Annotated in this window: 20 protein-coding genes; 15 read left to right on the plus strand and 5 right to left on the minus strand. The window is 45.4% G+C overall.

Annotated elements, in window-relative coordinates; genetic code table 11:
• Window positions 1–5: 5 nt before the first annotated feature.
• From zur to QL234_RS19515, 3 genes are all read right to left on the minus strand, one after another.
• On the minus strand, window positions 6–440 hold the full coding sequence (gene zur, locus QL234_RS19505; RefSeq protein ID WP_281559455.1) for a zinc uptake transcriptional repressor Zur: 435 nt from the start codon (window positions 438–440) through the stop codon (window positions 6–8).
• Between the two features lie 114 nt (window positions 441–554).
• Window positions 555–2,054, minus strand: coding sequence for a transporter substrate-binding domain-containing protein (locus QL234_RS19510; protein WP_281559456.1), 1,500 nt, complete (start codon window positions 2,052–2,054; stop codon window positions 555–557).
• Between the two features lie 400 nt (window positions 2,055–2,454).
• Complete coding sequence (locus tag QL234_RS19515) at window positions 2,455–3,378, minus strand: helix-turn-helix domain-containing protein (RefSeq protein WP_281559457.1); 924 nt, start codon at window positions 3,376–3,378, stop codon at window positions 2,455–2,457.
• 93 nt (window positions 3,379–3,471) lie between these two features.
• Between QL234_RS19515 and QL234_RS19520 the strand changes: the two genes are divergently transcribed.
• From QL234_RS19520 to QL234_RS19570, 11 genes are all read left to right on the plus strand, one after another.
• Window positions 3,472–4,041, plus strand: a complete 570-nt coding sequence (locus QL234_RS19520) for a cysteine hydrolase family protein (protein WP_281559458.1) — start codon at window positions 3,472–3,474, stop codon at window positions 4,039–4,041.
• 95 nt (window positions 4,042–4,136) lie between these two features.
• Window positions 4,137–4,418, plus strand: coding sequence for an antibiotic biosynthesis monooxygenase (locus QL234_RS19525; RefSeq protein ID WP_281559671.1), 282 nt, complete (start codon window positions 4,137–4,139; stop codon window positions 4,416–4,418).
• Window positions 4,419–4,515: 97 nt separating this feature from the next.
• Window positions 4,516–5,055 (plus strand): isochorismatase family protein, encoded by a 540-nt coding sequence (locus QL234_RS19530; RefSeq protein WP_281559459.1) that lies wholly within the window; start codon window positions 4,516–4,518, stop codon window positions 5,053–5,055.
• A gap of 143 nt (window positions 5,056–5,198) precedes the next feature.
• Window positions 5,199–6,164, plus strand: coding sequence for a tRNA dihydrouridine(20/20a) synthase DusA (gene dusA / locus QL234_RS19535; protein ID WP_281559460.1), 966 nt, complete (start codon window positions 5,199–5,201; stop codon window positions 6,162–6,164).
• A gap of 390 nt (window positions 6,165–6,554) precedes the next feature.
• A complete protein-coding gene (locus tag QL234_RS19540; RefSeq protein WP_281559461.1) occupies window positions 6,555–6,824 on the plus strand; it encodes a hypothetical protein in 270 nt (89 codons plus the stop codon).
• A gap of 14 nt (window positions 6,825–6,838) precedes the next feature.
• A complete protein-coding gene (locus QL234_RS19545) occupies window positions 6,839–6,982 on the plus strand; it encodes a hypothetical protein (protein ID WP_160298238.1) in 144 nt (47 codons plus the stop codon).
• A gap of 168 nt (window positions 6,983–7,150) precedes the next feature.
• Window positions 7,151–7,999 (plus strand): sulfurtransferase, encoded by an 849-nt coding sequence (locus tag QL234_RS19550; protein WP_281559462.1) that lies wholly within the window; start codon window positions 7,151–7,153, stop codon window positions 7,997–7,999.
• A 321-nt stretch (window positions 8,000–8,320) separates the two neighbouring features.
• On the plus strand, window positions 8,321–8,611 hold the full coding sequence (locus QL234_RS19555; protein WP_281559463.1) for a hypothetical protein: 291 nt from the start codon (window positions 8,321–8,323) through the stop codon (window positions 8,609–8,611).
• Between the two features lie 12 nt (window positions 8,612–8,623).
• Window positions 8,624–9,286: a phage shock protein PspA gene (pspA, locus tag QL234_RS19560; protein ID WP_281559464.1), complete on the plus strand. Its 663-nt coding sequence runs from the start codon at window positions 8,624–8,626 to the stop codon at window positions 9,284–9,286.
• Window positions 9,287–9,399: 113 nt separating this feature from the next.
• On the plus strand, window positions 9,400–9,609 hold the full coding sequence (locus QL234_RS19565; protein ID WP_281559465.1) for a PspC domain-containing protein: 210 nt from the start codon (window positions 9,400–9,402) through the stop codon (window positions 9,607–9,609).
• Between the two features lie 46 nt (window positions 9,610–9,655).
• The gene (locus tag QL234_RS19570) at window positions 9,656–9,994 is read left to right on the plus strand and encodes a hypothetical protein (protein WP_281559466.1); all 339 of its coding nucleotides are present in this window, start codon (window positions 9,656–9,658) and stop codon (window positions 9,992–9,994) included.
• An 83-nt stretch (window positions 9,995–10,077) separates the two neighbouring features.
• Here QL234_RS19570 and QL234_RS19575 read toward each other — a convergent pair whose 3' ends face one another.
• Window positions 10,078–10,815, minus strand: coding sequence for an enoyl-CoA hydratase-related protein (locus QL234_RS19575; RefSeq protein WP_281559467.1), 738 nt, complete (start codon window positions 10,813–10,815; stop codon window positions 10,078–10,080).
• 71 nt (window positions 10,816–10,886) lie between these two features.
• On the opposite strand from QL234_RS19575, the gene QL234_RS19580 reads away from it, so the two are divergent.
• The 4 genes from QL234_RS19580 (at window position 10,887) to QL234_RS19595 (ending at window position 15,524) form a co-directional block, all read left to right on the plus strand.
• Window positions 10,887–11,384 (plus strand): copper chaperone PCu(A)C, encoded by a 498-nt coding sequence (locus tag QL234_RS19580; protein ID WP_281559468.1) that lies wholly within the window; start codon window positions 10,887–10,889, stop codon window positions 11,382–11,384.
• 17 nt (window positions 11,385–11,401) lie between these two features.
• Entirely contained in the window at window positions 11,402–12,394 is a 993-nt protein-coding gene (locus QL234_RS19585; RefSeq protein WP_281559469.1) for a DUF2333 family protein, read from the plus strand.
• Between the two features lie 3 nt (window positions 12,395–12,397).
• On the plus strand, window positions 12,398–13,150 hold the full coding sequence (locus tag QL234_RS19590; RefSeq protein ID WP_281559470.1) for a TIGR04219 family outer membrane beta-barrel protein: 753 nt from the start codon (window positions 12,398–12,400) through the stop codon (window positions 13,148–13,150).
• Window positions 13,151–13,346: 196 nt separating this feature from the next.
• Window positions 13,347–15,524: a DUF6351 family protein gene (locus QL234_RS19595; protein ID WP_281559471.1), complete on the plus strand. Its 2,178-nt coding sequence runs from the start codon at window positions 13,347–13,349 to the stop codon at window positions 15,522–15,524.
• A gap of 22 nt (window positions 15,525–15,546) precedes the next feature.
• Here QL234_RS19595 and QL234_RS19600 read toward each other — a convergent pair whose 3' ends face one another.
• Window positions 15,547–16,545, minus strand: a complete 999-nt coding sequence (locus tag QL234_RS19600) for a helix-turn-helix domain-containing protein (RefSeq protein WP_281559472.1) — start codon at window positions 16,543–16,545, stop codon at window positions 15,547–15,549.
• Window positions 16,546–16,618 lie beyond the last annotated feature (73 nt).

Consider the following 16,618-nt stretch of genomic DNA (forward strand, 5'->3'; position numbering starts at 1 on the left):
CTCTCTTAATTACATGCCTGGCAGGTGCCGTGGGCTTCGATGATTTGGTGGCTGATATTGAAACCGCTGGCGTCTGCCATTGAGCGTAATGCCAGGTCAAAATTGTTTGACTGAATTTCTTCCACATGGCCGCATTCATCGCAGATCAGCAGTTGTACTGGATGATTGCATTCACTGAAATGGTGGCACATCACAAAGGCATTAATAGATTCTATTTTATGGACAAACCCCTGCTTGCTGAGGAAGTCCAGCGCCCGGTAGATGGTGGCGGGTTTTGCTGCCGGATCTATGGCTTTCAGTTCCTCCAGCAATTCATAAGCGCCGACGGCACCGTCATGTTCGGCAAGCAGCAAAAAGACTTGTTCGCGAATTTTTGTCAACCGGGCGCCCCGTTGCTGGCACACCTGTTGAGCTTGTTGTAGTAGTCCCTGAATAGCCATATCGTTATCGTTTGAGAGTTTGCCTCAGTTTATCATATGAGTGCGCTGCTGCAAAATAGCGCTGGCGATAAACTGGTCTGAACTGGTTTTGGCTGAGCTGCTACTGCCGAAGGGCTATTGCACTTGATGGTTATTTAGAAAAACCTGGTTGAAATAACGGGTAAACTCGTTTTGATTGTTTTTTGCCACCCCTTGCAATTGCATCTGGTAAAAGGCTTGGGTGGGGATGCGTTTCTTTAATGAGAAATTAAAATCGTCAATTAATTGCGCGGTTTTCGCCGATTTTGCACACATCATATGTCCTAAAAGATAGCTGTCGGCTCCTTCAATAGCGTAGCTGTATATCTCTTCTTTGCTGATTTGCGGCCAGTAAAAGTCAACTTCGGAAGGATATTCTATCAGGAGTTCAAAACGGCCGTTATTGAGTTGTTTTAAGGCGGTTTTAGCATCTACCGGGGTCGGGTAGCGATGCGTCTGGTCTATCTGGCTAAGCTGTTGATCTAAGCCTTTGCCATAACTCCTGCCGCTGATTTTTGCCAGCCTGAGCTGTTTTCCCCCTCTCGACGCTTGCTTAGCGAAAAACTGTGGCAAATTAATGGCTTCTTTATCGCTAAGCAGGATTTTACTGTAAAGGTGCTGGCCTAAATAAAGGGAAAAAGGCTCGCTAAAGGCAAAGTGCGCCTGTCGTTGCCGGGTTTTGAGCATATCGATAAAACAAACGTTATTTCTTTGCTTGTATTGATATATCTTGGAAAAGTCATGCATGACCTTATAGGTAAAGTGGTAATTATCCAGTGAGTCCAGTGTCAGGTTGAGGATACGGTTCAGGCTGGGCTCCAGCATAAGCTGTTCTGAATGTGGTTCTTTTAAAACATTGACTTCATCGGTGTAAATAATAATTTCTTTTTTATCGGGATTAAAATCGGCAAGTCCGGTGCGTTGATAATCATCTGAAAATAATTTTTCCAGCTCTCCTGATTGCCTTAATTGCGCCATTTTTTGATCGAACTGTAATGCCAGCTTTTTGCCATGCCGGTTGCGCTGAAAGGCGATATAAATACGGCGGGACGGTAATACTTCAAAGGAGGAAAATTGGTCCTGATATTGCTCCGGCAGGTTATAGCTATAGTCGATAAAAGTATCAATACGTTGATTGGCCAGCATTTTAAAACCCAGATTGATATCGTCAATCAGGTAGGTGTTTTCAGACTGCGGCAGGTAGCGCTGAAAAGAATAACCCCTGAGCCAGGAAATACTCAGTTGTTTGAAGTCGTTTAAGTGATTGATGGTTAATGACTTAGGATTGTAAAAAGCCATGATCGGATATTCGGTATCCAGATACCAGTTGGGAAAAAGGGCGCGTGCTAAGTCTTCTTTATAGACTCCGATAATGATATCAAGTTTCTTCTGGTTGAATTTTTTCAGGGTGCGGTTGAAACTGTCGAGTTTAAAGTCTAGCTGGTAGTCAGGATAAATTTTCTTCAATAACTCAAAATAGATGCCGCTGCCGTCATTATGGGTATATCCCTGCCACTCATCGGCACCGATAGAAATTTGTTCGGTGTAGCCGGGGCTTATCAGCATAAAGAACAATAATGCGGTGATTAACTTCAAAAGATCTGACCTGCGTTAACAAAATATATATATACTCTTTACCGATTTGCTTAATTTCTTATCGGTTTAGCTCATACGTTATATCTAACTGTCGGCGAGAGTCAATTAATCAGCAAAGAATTCACGGGAGCGGGAATAGGGGAATTGACCGGGATTATCTCATTCTTGTTGAATTTCTGCATATTCTTTACCGGGATAATTGTAATGAAGTATTGTTTGCAAAGTATCCTGGTGCAAATCAAACCGGTAACATCATTTGTGGCTCTTATCTCGTAAGTAACCCTACCTGTCATTATTTTTGTTTAGTTCTTGTGTGGGGGCTCTGTTAAAGGCCTTATTATCCTTGGTTAGGGTTTTGTCCTGGCGACAAATGAATGGGGCCCGTTTCATGAAAAGTTATTCAAACAAATCTGGCTTTAAAAGCTGACGGGCTTAGTCCAATGACTTTAATGAAAACTTTACGAAAACTGTTGACGTCATCATAGCCGATATTCAGGGATATTTGCTCAAAACTCTGTGTGCTCGATTCTAAGAGTTCGCATGCCTTTTGTACTCGAATTCTTTGAATATATTGTATAGGTTTCATTGTTGTTGCCTGGGTAAACTGGCGCAGGAAGGTACGTTCACTCATACAGGCCAAAGCAGCCAACATAGCAATATTCAAGGCTTGGTTATAATGTGCCTGTATATAGTGCTGAACTTGCAATATCTGTTGATTGCCGTGGCTGAGTTTGGGGGTAAAGCTGTCGTAATAGCGCTGTTCTCTTTTGCCTGTATCGACAATAAGGTATTTGCCAAGTGTGCGCATGATATGTGGCCGGGTGAATTGTGCGACTATTTCCAGTCCCAGGTCGACCCACGACATCAAACCACCGGCACTGATTATATCTCCATCATTAATGAGCAAGCTTTCTATCTTAAGGCAGACTTTGGGGTATTGCTTATTGAATTTATCTGCCAACTGCCAATGTGTGGTCGCTGCCCGGTGATCTAAAAGCTTTGTTTGAGCAAGTATAAAGGTGCCTGCACAGGCTGAACATAAGATTGCCCCGCTTTGGTGGGCGTGGTTGAGAAATGTTAATAATCCGCTTTCGGGGGCACGGTAATAATCACCGTCTAAGTTGGGAGGAAGAATAACGATATCGCTTTGTACGACAGAGCCCAATTCTTTCTCTGGGCAGGCTACGGTTATTGCAAACCGGGTATCCAGCTGGCTTTCCGCAATTATCCGGTTAGCGATTAAAAAAAGTTCTTTTAACCCCTGTACCGCACTTTGCAGTGCATTAGGATAGTCGATAATAACGACATGAACATTTTTTGTCATTTTTGAACTGGTTTATGGCAGTTACGCCATAGGTGTGATTGATATGTGTTTTGCATAATAGTGCCTACAACACGTTGAAACAATACACGAGAGATGATTATGTCAAATACAGCTTTATTATTAATTGATTTTCAAAACGACTATTATGCAAGTTACCCGGGCGCTAAATGGGCGTTATCGGCGACTGAAGCCGCTGCAGCGAATGCTGCTGCTCTGCTGGCTGAGTTTCGTAAGCAGGCATTGCCGGTTATTCATGTCCGCCATGAGTTTCCTTCACATGATGCACCTTTCTTTTTGCCTGAATCCGAGGGAGCAAAAATTCACACCAGAGTAGCCCCGGCTAAAGGTGAGCCGGTTATTTTGAAGCATCAAATAAACAGTTTTCGTGATACTGAATTAAAAAGCCTCTTGCAGCGTCTTAATGTCGAAAAACTGGTTATTGTTGGTGCAATGAGCCATATGTGCATAGATGCTGTGACCCGTGCTGCTGTCGATTTTGGTTATGAATGCCATGTTGCCCACGATGCTTGTGCAACGCTGGATCTGGAATTTAACGGGGTGGTCGTACCTGCTCATCATGTCCATCATGCGTTTATGGCGGCATTAAGTTTCGGTTATTGTAATGTTGACAGTTCCGAAAATTTGCTGAGTTTAGTCCGGTAGGAGAGTTGTCTTAAGGGCTGATGCCGGTAAATAGCCTTAATCAGCCCGGATGAACAGTGTTTGGATTATCGATTAGGAATTATATTGTGAGCCGAATGACAACATTTGCATTTGAAGCAAAACCCGGGCAATCAGAAGCGCTTTTATCTTTTTTTAAAAAAATTCTACCGGGAACCAGGAGCTTTATAGGGAATAACGGCGCCGAGCTTTCACGCTTATCTGAAAATGAATTTATGATCATAACCTATTGGCAGCAGGAGCAAAATTTAGAACTGTATCTGAGCTGGAGAGAGAAGAAGGGAGATTTTGCCATCCTGCTGAGCTTTCTTAATCAAGCTCCTGAAATAGTCACTTATGAGGTGCTTGAAGATATCTAGCCTCACACAGTGGTGTCGCTGTAAGTGATAATAGTGCTACATTGGGTCAAGGTTATTTTACTCTAGCCAGGAGAGCGTTTTGGCTTTAGGGGGATTTATGCTTGAAAAAGAAAATTGCGGTCTGATCCTGGTGGATATACAGGGCAGTTTAGCCAGGATGGTGCAGCATAGTGAGCTATTTCTTGCTAATACCAAAAAATTGCTTCAGTGCAGTAAATTGCTGGCGATGCCGGTTATATGGCTAGAGCAAAATCCCAAAGGCTTAGGTGCAACAGTTCCGGAAATAGTTGAATTGATGAAGGGAGCGGATGCAATTGAGAAGTTTCATTTTAATGCTATGTGTGAACCACAGGTCAATAAGGCTATTAAAGCCACGGGAAGGCAGGAGTGGCTGGTTGCCGGCATTGAAGCCCATATTTGTGTCTATCAAAGTGTGTTAGGTTTGTTAAATGAAGGGTTTAAAGTTGATGTGGTTTCGGATTGCATTTCCTCTCGTTTACAATCAAATATAGATTTGGCGTTAATAAAGATGAGGGATAGCGGCGCCCGTTTAACCAGCTTAGAAATGTGTATTTTTGAATTGATGAAAACGTCTAAAATTGAAAACTTTCGCAAGATTCTTTCGATCATAAAGTAAGTGATAGGCAGCAATAGTTTGTTTAATCATAGATTATTATTTTTTTGTTCAGCACTTTATAATCCCGTATAATTTAGCCATCTTTCAGCTGTTACTTCCAATGCCTGAACTCGCTTTAAATTTAAAGGTTTTTTGTTAACTATATGATTTCTCATAAACTATCCGTGGCTCCCATGCTCGACTGGACCGATCGTCATTGTCGTTATTTTTACCGGACTATGTCAAAAAAGACTGTTTTATATACAGAAATGGTGACAACAGGGGCAATTTTATTTGGCAAAGGGGAGTATTTGGCATTTAATGATGAGGAACATCCACTGGTGTTGCAGTTGGGAGGCAGTGATCCGCTTGCCATGACCGAGTGCGCAAAAATTGCTGAGCAGCGTGGTTATGATGAAATCAATATTAATGTCGGTTGCCCTTCGGATCGGGTCCAAAACGGCCGTTTTGGTGCTTGTTTGATGGCGGAGCCGTCCCTGGTGGCCCAGTGTGTTGAGCAAATGCAAGCGGCGGTGAATATTCCGATCACGGTAAAATCCCGTATTGGTATTGACGATCAGGACAGTTACGAGTTTTTGCACCAGTTTATCAGCGAAGTTTCGCAAGCAGGTTGTCAGCATTTCATTATTCATGCGCGAAAAGCCTGGTTAAGCGGTTTGAGTCCGAAGCAAAACCGTGAAGTGCCGCCGCTGGATTACCAGCGGGTTTACCAGATTAAACAGGATTTTGCTGATCTGGAAATCTCCATTAATGGCGGGATTAAGTCCTTGGCGGAAGCGAATGAGCATTTAGGCCATCTCGACGGTGTTATGATCGGCCGGGAAATTTACCAGAACCCTTATTTGCTGGCACAGGCAGATCAAAGCCTGTGGCAAAGCTTTTCACCTGTGATTAGCCGGGCGCAGGTGATCGATGAAATGGCCGATTATATTGACCGTTATGTTGCAGGCGGCGGCAGGGCCTGGCATGTGCTCAGGCATATGCTGGGGCTGTGCAACGGTTTTGCCGGTGCCAGGTTGTTTCGTCGTCATTTAAGTGAGAGCTCAAGTAAATCGGGCGCTGACAGTAAAGTGTTGCGGGATGCTTTCGCCCAAGTGTCTTTTGATTAACGCGGCATCCGTTTCTTTGGCTTCTGTCTGTCGTTTAAAATATTTTTTGTGATTAAGATTTCCCGTTTTCGGGAAATCTGATCCCTAATTCGGGATCTTGTTTCTTCTACCCTTCTTACTGTTTTATAACCTCATTGTTATTTAATCATTATTTTTACCAATTAGTGGTTTTTTTCACTAACTTTCAGCTGTTCAATGGCTTTCCTTGTTAGTTCTTTTTCTATCTTAATTTGCCATCAAAACTAAATTTCATTAAAAATCATGGTTTTATGATTTTTTTCATTTGCTGGCACAACCTTTGTAATAGTTATGTCGACTTAATAATTAATACCGAATGAAAGGGAGCTGATTTGGCTACCTTTTTTAATAACAGACTTGTGGAGAATAGTGATGAAATCTTTAGTTACCGTAGTGATGACCGGCTTGTTTTTAACCTCTTTATCCGTACAAGCCAATGAAGAACTATCAGTAAAGCAGGCAGTTGAAAATATGATGCAGCAAAATGCTGTGCAGTTGAACAAACAAATGCAGCAGGAAAATCGCCAGGCGATCAGGAAAAACCTGTTATCGGTGCAAGAGCTAAGCAAAGCGAATGAATTGCTGGTACAGACTGGTTATTTCAGCGGTGCTAAAAACAATGTCCAGGTTAACGCAAAATAAGTGGGGTTGTGGTTATGATCAGTTTGAGCATGTTATTTATTTTGATGATGCTGCCCGGGGTTGGTTTGTTAGCCGTGTCATTAATCGTCGCTTATTTTGAAGGTAAGCAAACAAGTTTGCTCAACGATGAATCGTCTATGATTACCGGCTGTGATTAAACGGATGGTGCTGGCTGTCCGTTTTATCTCTATTTTTTCTTTGCTGCCTAAGCCATAGGCTATTCCCTTTATTGCCTTTCTTTTCGGCGCTTGGCTGCTGATTTAGTGGTTGAAACCGGCCATTTTTAAAATTAAGCTAGTTTAATTCTTGTTCTATAAATGCTAGCTATGTCAATTACTTTTAAGCATATCATTACCCCCGAACAGCTTTTATCAAACCTGGAAGCTGCTAATTTAATTATTCTTGATGCCAGTATTCCTCCTGTGGGAAATAATCCAGCTCCGGTATGCCAGTGGCCGCAATATGCCATTGCCAATGCCCGTCGTTTTGATTTGGAAGGACTCTTTTCTGATCAGCAAAGTGATTTACCCCATACCATGGTCTCAGCCGAAGCTTTTACCCGCGAGGCGAGAAAGCTGGGAATAAATCAGGATAGCCAGATTGTGGTTTATGATGATCTGGGGATTTTTTCCAGTGCCCGGGCCTGGTGGATGTTTAAAGCCATGGGCTTTGACAATGTGGCGGTATTAGACGGGGGCTTGCCCCTGTGGTGTCAAAAGCAACTCCCGCAGGCGCCAGCTACAACGCAGGAAATAACACAAGGGAATTTTATTGCCAGCCCCAGGGGCGGGTATTTTTGTGATTATCATAAGGTGAGCCAGGTATTGACGGATACTGATGTTACTGTGATGGATGCCAGGGGAGCGCCCCGCTTTTATGGTAAGGAAGCTGAGCCCAGAGCCGGTGTCCGCAGCGGCCATATGCCGGGGGCGGTAAATTTACCTTATCGCGAGTTGCTCAGCGACGGGCAATTTAAAACAAAAGATGAATTGCAGCAGAAGCTTCGGGCATTAACCGGGGAGAAAAATAGCCTGGTGATGACTTGCGGTTCAGGTATCACCGCCTGTATCCTGGCGCTTGCCGCCGATTATTGCGGTTATCGGGATATCAGTGTTTATGACGGTTCCTGGAGTGAATGGGGACAAAAGCTGAATTTACCCGTTACTTGCGATTAATATTGAACGCTGCAACAGGCCCGTATGTAATTGCGGGCTTTTCCTGATCTTTCTCCTTAGTTACCTTTAACGAAAACACCCATTTGCACTTAACTTTTTTTGTTGGTCAATTTCACTCCTTCAGTGGTTAAAATCGCTATATTTTAGTTTGACATAATATGTCTTTGTTTGGGGTGTCAATCCTTACTTTTGAATTTGTCTTTATTTATCAGTTGTTTATTTTTTATTTTTAACTTGGCATGTGGATTGTAATAGATAGTTCAAAGCTTATGTGATTAAGCACTTTTATCAGGTTATTTAAAGGCTATAAGGATCTCGGTTATGAATAAACGAATGAATAAAAAACTGGCACTAGCAGGTATTTTATTAACGGCTTTAGCAACTAACGCCAATGCCCAACAGGTGTCGGTAGAAGCGACGGTAAGCCAGTTTGTTGTTGCCCAGGGACAGCAGATGGTGACTGAGCTGACACAGCAGTTGAGCCATTCTATCAGCCAGGAGATCCGCGAGTTTAAAGCCGAAAGTGCCCAGTTGTTTTCCGGCGAAACGGCCAAAACGACAACGGATAAAAAACAAAACAGTCAAGAATATAAAAATTATTTACAAGAGTAGGAGAGTGCCATTATGGGTATGTTTTCAAGATTTGCCGATATCATCAACGCCAATATCAACAGCATGTTAGATAAGGCTGAACATCCGGAAAAAATGATCAAATTGATCATTCAGGAAATGGAAGAAACCCTGGTTGAAGTGCGGGCGGCGGCGGCAAAACATATTGCCGAGAAGAAAACGTTATTACGGCAAAAACGCACCATAGAGACCAGTATTAGCCATTGGCAGGAGAAAGCCGAACTGGCGGTTAGTAAAGATAGAGAAGATTTGGCCCGTTCGGCACTGGCAGAAAAAAACAAAAGCAAAGAGCAGGCGCAGCTCATTCAGGAAGAGCTGGATACGCTGGAAGAATATTTAAGCAAGGTGCAGGAAGACAGCCAGCGCTTGCAGGATAAGTTAACCGAAGCCAAACGTCGCCAGCAGGCATATGTGGTGCGTGAGCAAAGCGTCCAGGCCAGATTGAAAGTACGTCAGCAGGCGGCGGTGGTCAATATTGATGAAGCGATAGCCAAGTTTGAACGTTACCAGCAAAAAATCGACCGGGTCGAGGCGGAAGTTGAGGCTTATGATCTGACGGAAAACAAAGATCTTAATAGCCAGTTCCGTGAGCTGGAAAATGACGACAACATAGAGCAGGAGCTGGCGCAGCTGAAAAAGCAGGTGGCTAACGGTTAGTTATTAACCAGGCTCCGGCCGCCAACCCTGGTTGGCAATGATTTTATCAACAAGTAATCCGGTATGCCTTCAATGATGGAATCGCCTTGAAGGTGCCGGAAAGGGGAGTAGAGATGCAATACGAGAGAAGTTATTCAGTTAAAAAAACACTGAGCAAAGATGTCCACCATAAAAAACTATCCGGGGTCTGCGCCGGCCTGGCCAAGTATTATCAGTTACCCAGATTAGTGGTAAGGGTGGCAGCAATTGTAGCACTGATCACCTTTCCGGTAGCAACCGGCGTGGCTTACCTGGTGTCGGCCTTGCTGATGTCGGACAGGTAATCAAAACCGTAAAAGCTGCGGTGGAAGAACTAAAGAAGGAGGTTTTATGTCATTTATGAAGTCGTTATTGCTGGCCATTATTGCCACATTATTTTTAACCTATGTGTTTGGCGCCAGTGTTATCGATTGGTTTAACGTAGATGTTTATATGGACAATGAGTTGCTTGAGCCGGTTCAGGCGGTCAGTTTTGCTGCCTTGTTTGTGGTGGTGCTGGTGATAGCGGCGTTAGCCATAGTATTAAGTGTCTTTGGTTCGATTATTTTTATTATCTTGTTGATCTTCGGTGGCGCTTTAATGTTGATGCTGGGCATGTTCTGGCCGATCATTTTGATTGCCTGTGCTATTTGGCTGGTTAGCCGCGGTGGCCGCCAACCAGCCCATTAAAGAGAGGTTTTTACTTTTTTATCGTGAAGAAAAAAGCCAGATAACTTGTGGTCATTATCTGGCTTTAAGGTTAGATAAAACAATTATTTGAAGAATTTAGCCAGGATATTCTTGCAACTATCGGTGGCCATCAGCCGGACAAACTCCTTACCTTCATTTTCAATGACTGCCGGTAATATTGCCTGGCTGGCTTGATGAATAAGGGCCCGGCTGGTTTTAACGGCATCTTGCGGCAGGGCGGCAATTTCAGCGGCCAGGGTTGCGGCACGTGACAGTACTTCATCCGGCTGGCATACCTGGTTTACCAGGCCATATTCCAGCGCCTGCTCCGCTTCGAAGGACTTGCCTAAGACCAGGAGTTCAAAGGCGCGGTTATGACCAAGGCGTTGGGTCAACAATAAGCTGGAGCCGGCTTCCGGGCACAGGCCTAACTGGGTGAAGGGCAGTTTAAAGTGACTGTTGTTGGCGGCGACCACCATGTCGCAGTGCAGCAGCAAGGTGGTGCCTATACCCACGGCAACACCGGCGACAGCGGCAATAATTGGCTTGTCGAAAGCGGCCAGGGCCCTGACAAAATCCATTGCCACCAGGTCTCCGCTTTCGGCGCTTTCAATAAAGTCCTGCAGGTCGTTACCTGCGGTGAAGCAATTTTGATCCCCCTGGATCAGCAGGCAATGCACAGTGTCGCTTTCGCTGGCATAAGCAAAGTGTTTGATCAGGGACTGGTACATGGCCGTGTTAAGGGCATTTTTTTTATCAAGGCGATTCAAGGTGATAGTGAAAACACCTTGGTGTTCATGAGTAAGAATTAAATTATCCATTTTGTCTTAGCTTAGTTACAATAGCGGGCACCACAACCATAATGCGTCTGGATAAGGAAGTATAGAGAGAGATGAAAAAATTTTACCCGGCTTTTTCATTGTTTATATGTTGTTTTTTAACTGTTTGCAGCTTCAGGGCCTTAAGTTTTACCGCAAGCGGAGCAATCGCTGTTGATGGCGGCTACGTCAGGGAAACCATTCCCGGCACCGTTATTTCCTCAGCCTACATGACCATCACCAATAGCAGCGATAAGACCTTTACTTTAACCGGCGCCAGCAGCAAACGCAGCCCGCGCATTGAAATTCATGAGCATACCATGTCCGACGGCATGATGCGTATGAGGCAAAAGGCGTCAATCACTATCAAGGGCAAGGAAAGTGTGACCTTACAACCCTCAGGACTGCATTTAATGGTGTTCGATTTACCTGGGCCGTTAAAGCATGGGGAAAACATGCCGGTCACCTTGCATTTTTCCGGGGGGCAGGATGTCAATATCGAGTTGCCGGTGCAGGGCTTAAAGAAAAAAAACACTCATCAGAAGAAAGACAATCACCATCACCATCATTAGGAGATTAGGAGCCGTTTATGAAAGTTAGTTTTTCCACAAAAACAGTCGTGACTATGGTCGTGGCTGTGTTTTTTATTTTTTATTTTGTCGGGGTGTGGTGGAGTTTTGAGCCGGATGAATTTGATATCAAGACCCAGGTGACCCAGGATGCCACCCTTGATAATGTTGCGCCTGTGGTCGGTTATACCACAACCACGTCTTTGATCCGGGTGATCGAAACCATGCTGGATAAACCCGGCGGTTATTTATCCAACGATGCCATCCCGCCGTCGGTGTTTTTAGATAATATTCCCGCCTGGGAATTTGGCGCCCTGGAAATGGTGCGGGATATGGCCCTGGTGATGCGCCAGGAGTTTAGCCGCTCCCAGTCCCAGTCGCTGGAAAATCAGCATTTAAAAAATGCCCATCCGCAATTGAATATCGACCATACCAGCTGGGCGATGCCGAGTGCCGAAGGGGAATATAAGAAAGCGATCAAAGAGTTATATGCCTATCGCAGTGCGCTTACCGATGTCAGCAGCCAGAATGCGCAGTTTTATGCCCGTGCCGATAACCTGCGCGACTGGCTTAAAGAAGTGGAAAAACGCTTAGGCAGCTATTCCCAGCGGTTAAGTGCCAGTGTCGGCCGGGAGCAGATGAATACCGATCTGGCGGGTGACAGTGTGGCCCAGCAGTCCACCAGTGCGGCATCGAGTCTGCAAATGAAAACCAGCTGGTGGAAAATCGACGATGAATTTTATGAAGCCAGGGGCGCCTGCTGGGCGTTATTGCACTTTTTGCAGGCGATAGAAATCGATTTTAATGATGTCCTGGAGAAGAAAAATGCCAAAGTCAGCGTGCAGCAAATCATCCGGGAATTAAAAGCGAGCCAGCAGCCGGTATGGAGTCCGATGATCCTTAATGGCGACGGTTTTGGTTTTCTTGCCAACCACTCGTTAGTGATGGCCAATTATATTTCGCGGGCCAATGCCGCATTAATTGATTTAAATGAATTATTAAGTCAGGGATAAAACATGAAAAAAGCAGCAATAGCATTAACTCTTACCACCTTGTTATCGGCATCGGTACAGGCGGACACTTTATTGGGGGTCTATTTCGGCGGCCAGGTATGGGATAACGAAGCCGAAGGGGTATTCGGGGAAAGCACCACCCAAAGCGATTTTAATTTAAAGGATGAGCAGCAGGGCAGTTTTTTCGTTGCCGTGGAGCATCCGCTGCCGTTTTTACCGAATGTGAAACTGGCGCACACCAATTTGGATACCGACGGTAATACTACGCTGACAACTGATTTTGAATTTAACGATCAAACTTTTAGCGCAGATACCAGTGTCGATGCGGTTTTTGATGTCAGCTATAACGATTACACTTTTTATTATGAGTTGTTTGACAATGATCTGCTGACCTTTGATTTTGGTTTAACCGCCAGGGATCTCGACGGTGATGTAAAGGTTGCCGATACCGGTAATACTCAAAGTGCCAGCCGTTCGGTGTCGGAAATCATACCTATGGCCTATAGCTCGGTGATCATAGGTTTGCCTTTTACCGACTGGAACCTGTTTGCCGAAGGTAACTATTTAACTTTTGATGATCATACCTTATATGATTACCAGGTCGGGGTCAGCTATGCCCTGACGGATAACTTTGCCCTGGATGTTAACTTAACTGCAGGTTACCGGGCAGTGAAATTTGAATTAGATGATCTTGATGACTTTTATGCAGATCTTGAATTTAAAGGTCTGTTTGCCGGGGTTATCATGCACTTTTAATCTTTATCAGCCGGTGCTGGTTTTTCCGGTACCGGTTATTTCTCTCTGTTTTCTCCCCGTTATCAAATAAAAAAATAACCTGATTAAATCCAAATACTTTACATGAGTTGCAACCGGCTCGTCGAAAACCTGTGCTTTTTTAAACTAGAATTAAAGGTGTATATGCTCAAAAACAGCTGTACAGGAGGAGCGGGTTATGACACAAAAAAGGTGGATTTTCCTTGGGGTTACACTTCTATTTTTAGTCACTATCATTGGTTTTTTCTTTATTAAACTTTGGCAGCCGGCTAAATCTTTTGCTTACCGGCAGGTAAAAGCCGTGGCAGTGGCGCCGGATAATTTTCAACTGCCGGTTACGCGCCATATTCGATTGCTGCCGAGACCGCAAGAAACCTTTGCCTTCCCGATTGCTATCGGTGAAACCGGGCCGGTCAACAGCTTATATGCCGGAAAAATGCAATATCCCTTTTATTGCATGACCTTAGATTCCGGGCTTGGACAGCCTGAAGTGGATAACCAGCTTGGTCTGGGAGTACCCGTCTACCGCTCAATAACGGACAAAAAAGAGGTTATCGGCTACAGCAAAGATTGCTCTTTACCAACATCCGTGGCCTATTACAGGGTTGACGCCGGGGATAAGGTTGAGCGGGTTACTCAGGACTTGCTGGAGCAGCAGGCACATGGCCAAATGAGCAAAGGGAATTTATTTCGGGTGGAGCAGGGCACCATTAACCGCTTTATTTATACCCTGGTGGTGCCGGTATCCCCGGATGACTTGGATTCTCGCACGGCAACATCCAAGTGGAATCAGCGTTTGATCTATCAGTTTAACGGCGGCTCCGGCATAGGCTACCGCCAGGGGCGGCAAACGGCGCGCCGGGTGATCACCCGACAGCTGCAGCAGTTACAGGACGGTTATGCGGTGATCAGCTCCAGCGGCAACCGCACCAGTTATACTTATAATATGTTGCTGGCAGAAGATACTGCGCGGCGGGTGAAACAACAATTTGTCAGCTTATATGGTGAGCCCCTTTACACTGTTGGTATCGGTGGCTCAGGCGGCGGGTTGGCTCAATACCTGATAGGCCAGAACAGCAGGGGTATACTCGACGGTTTGATCCCCCTATATTCTTATCCCGATATGATCACCCAAACCACTTATGCCTTAGATTGCGATTTATTAAATAACTACTTCACTTTCCGCAGCCGGGATAAGGCGACTTGGAATGACTGGCAAAAAAGGCAGCTGATCGAAGGCATGAATGCCATTAATGACTTTCCTCAAAGAGCCGGCTTCCTGCAGCCGGTTAACCAGTTGATGGCGGGCTTTGTTCCTTCCCTGCCTAAGGGCAACAGTGAATGCATCAATGGTTATTTTGGTTTGTCCAGTTTTATCAATAATCCCAGGCAGGGCTTTATCCGCGATTTTTTCCACCCCGATGTGGTAGAGAAGGTCAACTGGAGTTACTGGCAGGATATGGCAAATGTATTGGGCAAGGATAACCAGGGTTTTGGCCTGACCACCTGGGATAATGTCGGCGTGCAGTATGGTTTATCGGCTTTTGTTGATAACAGTATCAGTTTTGAAGAGTTTCTGGATATCAATAAACATATCGGTAGCTGGAAACCCCAGGATAAGATGAAAGCAGAATCGCTGATCACGCCATTTGGTAAAAAACTCCCCTTATGGCTTTCCTTATGGGGCAATCAGAATATCACTAAAGTGAACGGGCATGCGGCGCAAAGAAGGACCGGTTCCCTTGCTGCTATGCAGGCGGCCTACCGCTCCGGCCAGGTCTTTATCGGTAAGGTGGCGTTGCCGGTGATCGATGTGCGCCATTATTTAGAGGATGATCTGGATATGCACCATGTTTCCGCATCATTTTACAGCCGGCTGAGGATGCAGCAAGCCAATGGCCATGCGGATAATCATGTGATCTGGATCTCTCACAAAGAGCATAATCCGTTGCAACAGGCGTTTAATATGATGGATAGCTGGCTGTTAAATAAAAAAGAGGACTCTTTTGCCGGTGTACTTGAAGCCAAGCCGGAGCAGTTGCAAGATACCTGTTTTGCTGCCGACGGCGCCATCTTGCACCGGGGGAAGGATGTCTGGGATGGCCAGTGGAATCAAAAACAGAGCGGCAGTTGTCAGCAAGTATATCCCATGTACAGCACCAGCCGTATCCAGGCCGGTGGCGGCTGGGCCGGAGATGTCTTCAAATGCCAGTTGATGCCGGTGAAACAGGCAGTAAAAGCAGGTCTTTACGGAGAGCATGATATGAGCGGATATATAGCGCAGCTTGAAGCGGTTTTCCCCGACGGCGTCTGTGATTATCAACAAGGTGATCTTGGTCGCCCGGATGATATTTGACTCCGGCTGATAAGGGCTGGCTTTATTCCTGGCTGAAGAGTTTTTTACGTACCATCTGGCGGTAATCCTTCGGGGTTAGCGCCAGATGTTTTTTAAATAACCGGGTCAGATCTCCCTGGTTCGGATATCCCACCTGGTAGGATATTTCCTGGATCGATAAATTACTCGAAGATAGCAGCTCTTTGGCGGTCTCCAGTTTTAATTGCTGCCAGTAGTCCCCGGCGCTGCTGCCGGTAGCCGTTTTAAAGCGCCGGGTAAAAGAGCGCTGGCTTAAACCGAACTGAGCGGCGACCTGGTTTAGGGTCAGGGGGGAAGAGACATTGGTTTTTAACCAGAACTGGATTTGGGAAATCAATTCATCTGGGTGGCGATCTACCGCTCCTTCCCTGTACCTCTGCTCTTCATAGGGTTTCCGGATCTCATGGGAGAAATTACGCTCCACCTGCTGGGCAGCCGCGCGGCCGTATGTCTGATCTATGATATGAACAATGATATCTGCCAGGGCATTTAAGCTGGCGGCACAATAAATCCGCTCCGACTGGGTGATAAAAAAATCCGGTTTTAGCACTACAGCCGGATAGTCACGTTTAAACTGTTCGACATAATGCCAATGGGTGGTGGCGGGATGGTTATCGAGTAACCCCGACTGTGCCAGAAAACATACCCCGGTGCCTGTGCCTATCAGGGTGGTGCCCTGTTGCCATAAATCATGTAACCATTGAATCAGCTCCTGCTGCTGGCGTAACACCGGCCTGGGATTTCGCCACAGGCTGGGTACGATCACAATATCCGGAGTCGGGCAGTCCCGAAGCTGGGCATCAGGTGTGAGTCGAATACCGGCACGGGAGGCAATTGCCCGGTCATCCTGGCTGACCAGCTGGATATTCAATGAAGTTGCATTTCTGTCATGGCGTCTGGCAAAGGCTTCTCCGGCAAGTAACATTTCTATCGGTAAGGTCAAGCTGGTTGCCAGCACATGCTGATAAATCGGCAGGGCTATGGTGATTTGCTTTTGGCTCATGAGGGTTCTGTTTTTTCTTTATATTGAGTCAGTTTACTTTTGTTTGGCCTTTTTTGCATCTTATATGGCCTGA

The organism is Thalassomonas sp. RHCl1, assembly GCF_947387555.1.
Lineage (GTDB): Bacteria > Pseudomonadota > Gammaproteobacteria > Enterobacterales > Alteromonadaceae > Thalassomonas.

Excerpts from the sequence above, each read along its gene's own strand:
- QL234_RS19545 (WP_160298238.1), top strand. The coding sequence starts at position 6,839 with ATGATCAGTTTGAGCATGTTATTTATTTTGATGATGCTGCCCGGGGTT.
- zur (WP_281559455.1), bottom strand. The coding sequence starts at position 440 with ATGGCTATTCAGGGACTACTACAACAAGCTCAACAGGTGTGCCAGCAA.
- QL234_RS19525 (WP_281559671.1), top strand. The coding sequence starts at position 4,137 with ATGACAACATTTGCATTTGAAGCAAAACCCGGGCAATCAGAAGCGCTT.
- QL234_RS19515 (WP_281559457.1), bottom strand. The coding sequence starts at position 3,378 with ATGACAAAAAATGTTCATGTCGTTATTATCGACTATCCTAATGCACTG.
- dusA (WP_281559460.1), top strand. The coding sequence starts at position 5,199 with ATGATTTCTCATAAACTATCCGTGGCTCCCATGCTCGACTGGACCGAT.
- QL234_RS19585 (WP_281559469.1), top strand. The coding sequence starts at position 11,402 with ATGAAAGTTAGTTTTTCCACAAAAACAGTCGTGACTATGGTCGTGGCT.
- QL234_RS19570 (WP_281559466.1), top strand. The coding sequence starts at position 9,656 with ATGTCATTTATGAAGTCGTTATTGCTGGCCATTATTGCCACATTATTT.
- QL234_RS19565 (WP_281559465.1), top strand. The coding sequence starts at position 9,400 with ATGCAATACGAGAGAAGTTATTCAGTTAAAAAAACACTGAGCAAAGAT.
- QL234_RS19555 (WP_281559463.1), top strand. The coding sequence starts at position 8,321 with ATGAATAAACGAATGAATAAAAAACTGGCACTAGCAGGTATTTTATTA.
- QL234_RS19530 (WP_281559459.1), top strand. The coding sequence starts at position 4,516 with ATGCTTGAAAAAGAAAATTGCGGTCTGATCCTGGTGGATATACAGGGC.
- QL234_RS19580 (WP_281559468.1), top strand. The coding sequence starts at position 10,887 with ATGAAAAAATTTTACCCGGCTTTTTCATTGTTTATATGTTGTTTTTTA.
- QL234_RS19550 (WP_281559462.1), top strand. The coding sequence starts at position 7,151 with ATGTCAATTACTTTTAAGCATATCATTACCCCCGAACAGCTTTTATCA.
- QL234_RS19590 (WP_281559470.1), top strand. The coding sequence starts at position 12,398 with ATGAAAAAAGCAGCAATAGCATTAACTCTTACCACCTTGTTATCGGCA.
- QL234_RS19600 (WP_281559472.1), bottom strand. The coding sequence starts at position 16,545 with ATGAGCCAAAAGCAAATCACCATAGCCCTGCCGATTTATCAGCATGTG.
- QL234_RS19540 (WP_281559461.1), top strand. The coding sequence starts at position 6,555 with ATGAAATCTTTAGTTACCGTAGTGATGACCGGCTTGTTTTTAACCTCT.
- QL234_RS19520 (WP_281559458.1), top strand. The coding sequence starts at position 3,472 with ATGATTATGTCAAATACAGCTTTATTATTAATTGATTTTCAAAACGAC.
- pspA (WP_281559464.1), top strand. The coding sequence starts at position 8,624 with ATGGGTATGTTTTCAAGATTTGCCGATATCATCAACGCCAATATCAAC.
- QL234_RS19595 (WP_281559471.1), top strand. The coding sequence starts at position 13,347 with ATGACACAAAAAAGGTGGATTTTCCTTGGGGTTACACTTCTATTTTTA.
- QL234_RS19575 (WP_281559467.1), bottom strand. The coding sequence starts at position 10,815 with ATGGATAATTTAATTCTTACTCATGAACACCAAGGTGTTTTCACTATC.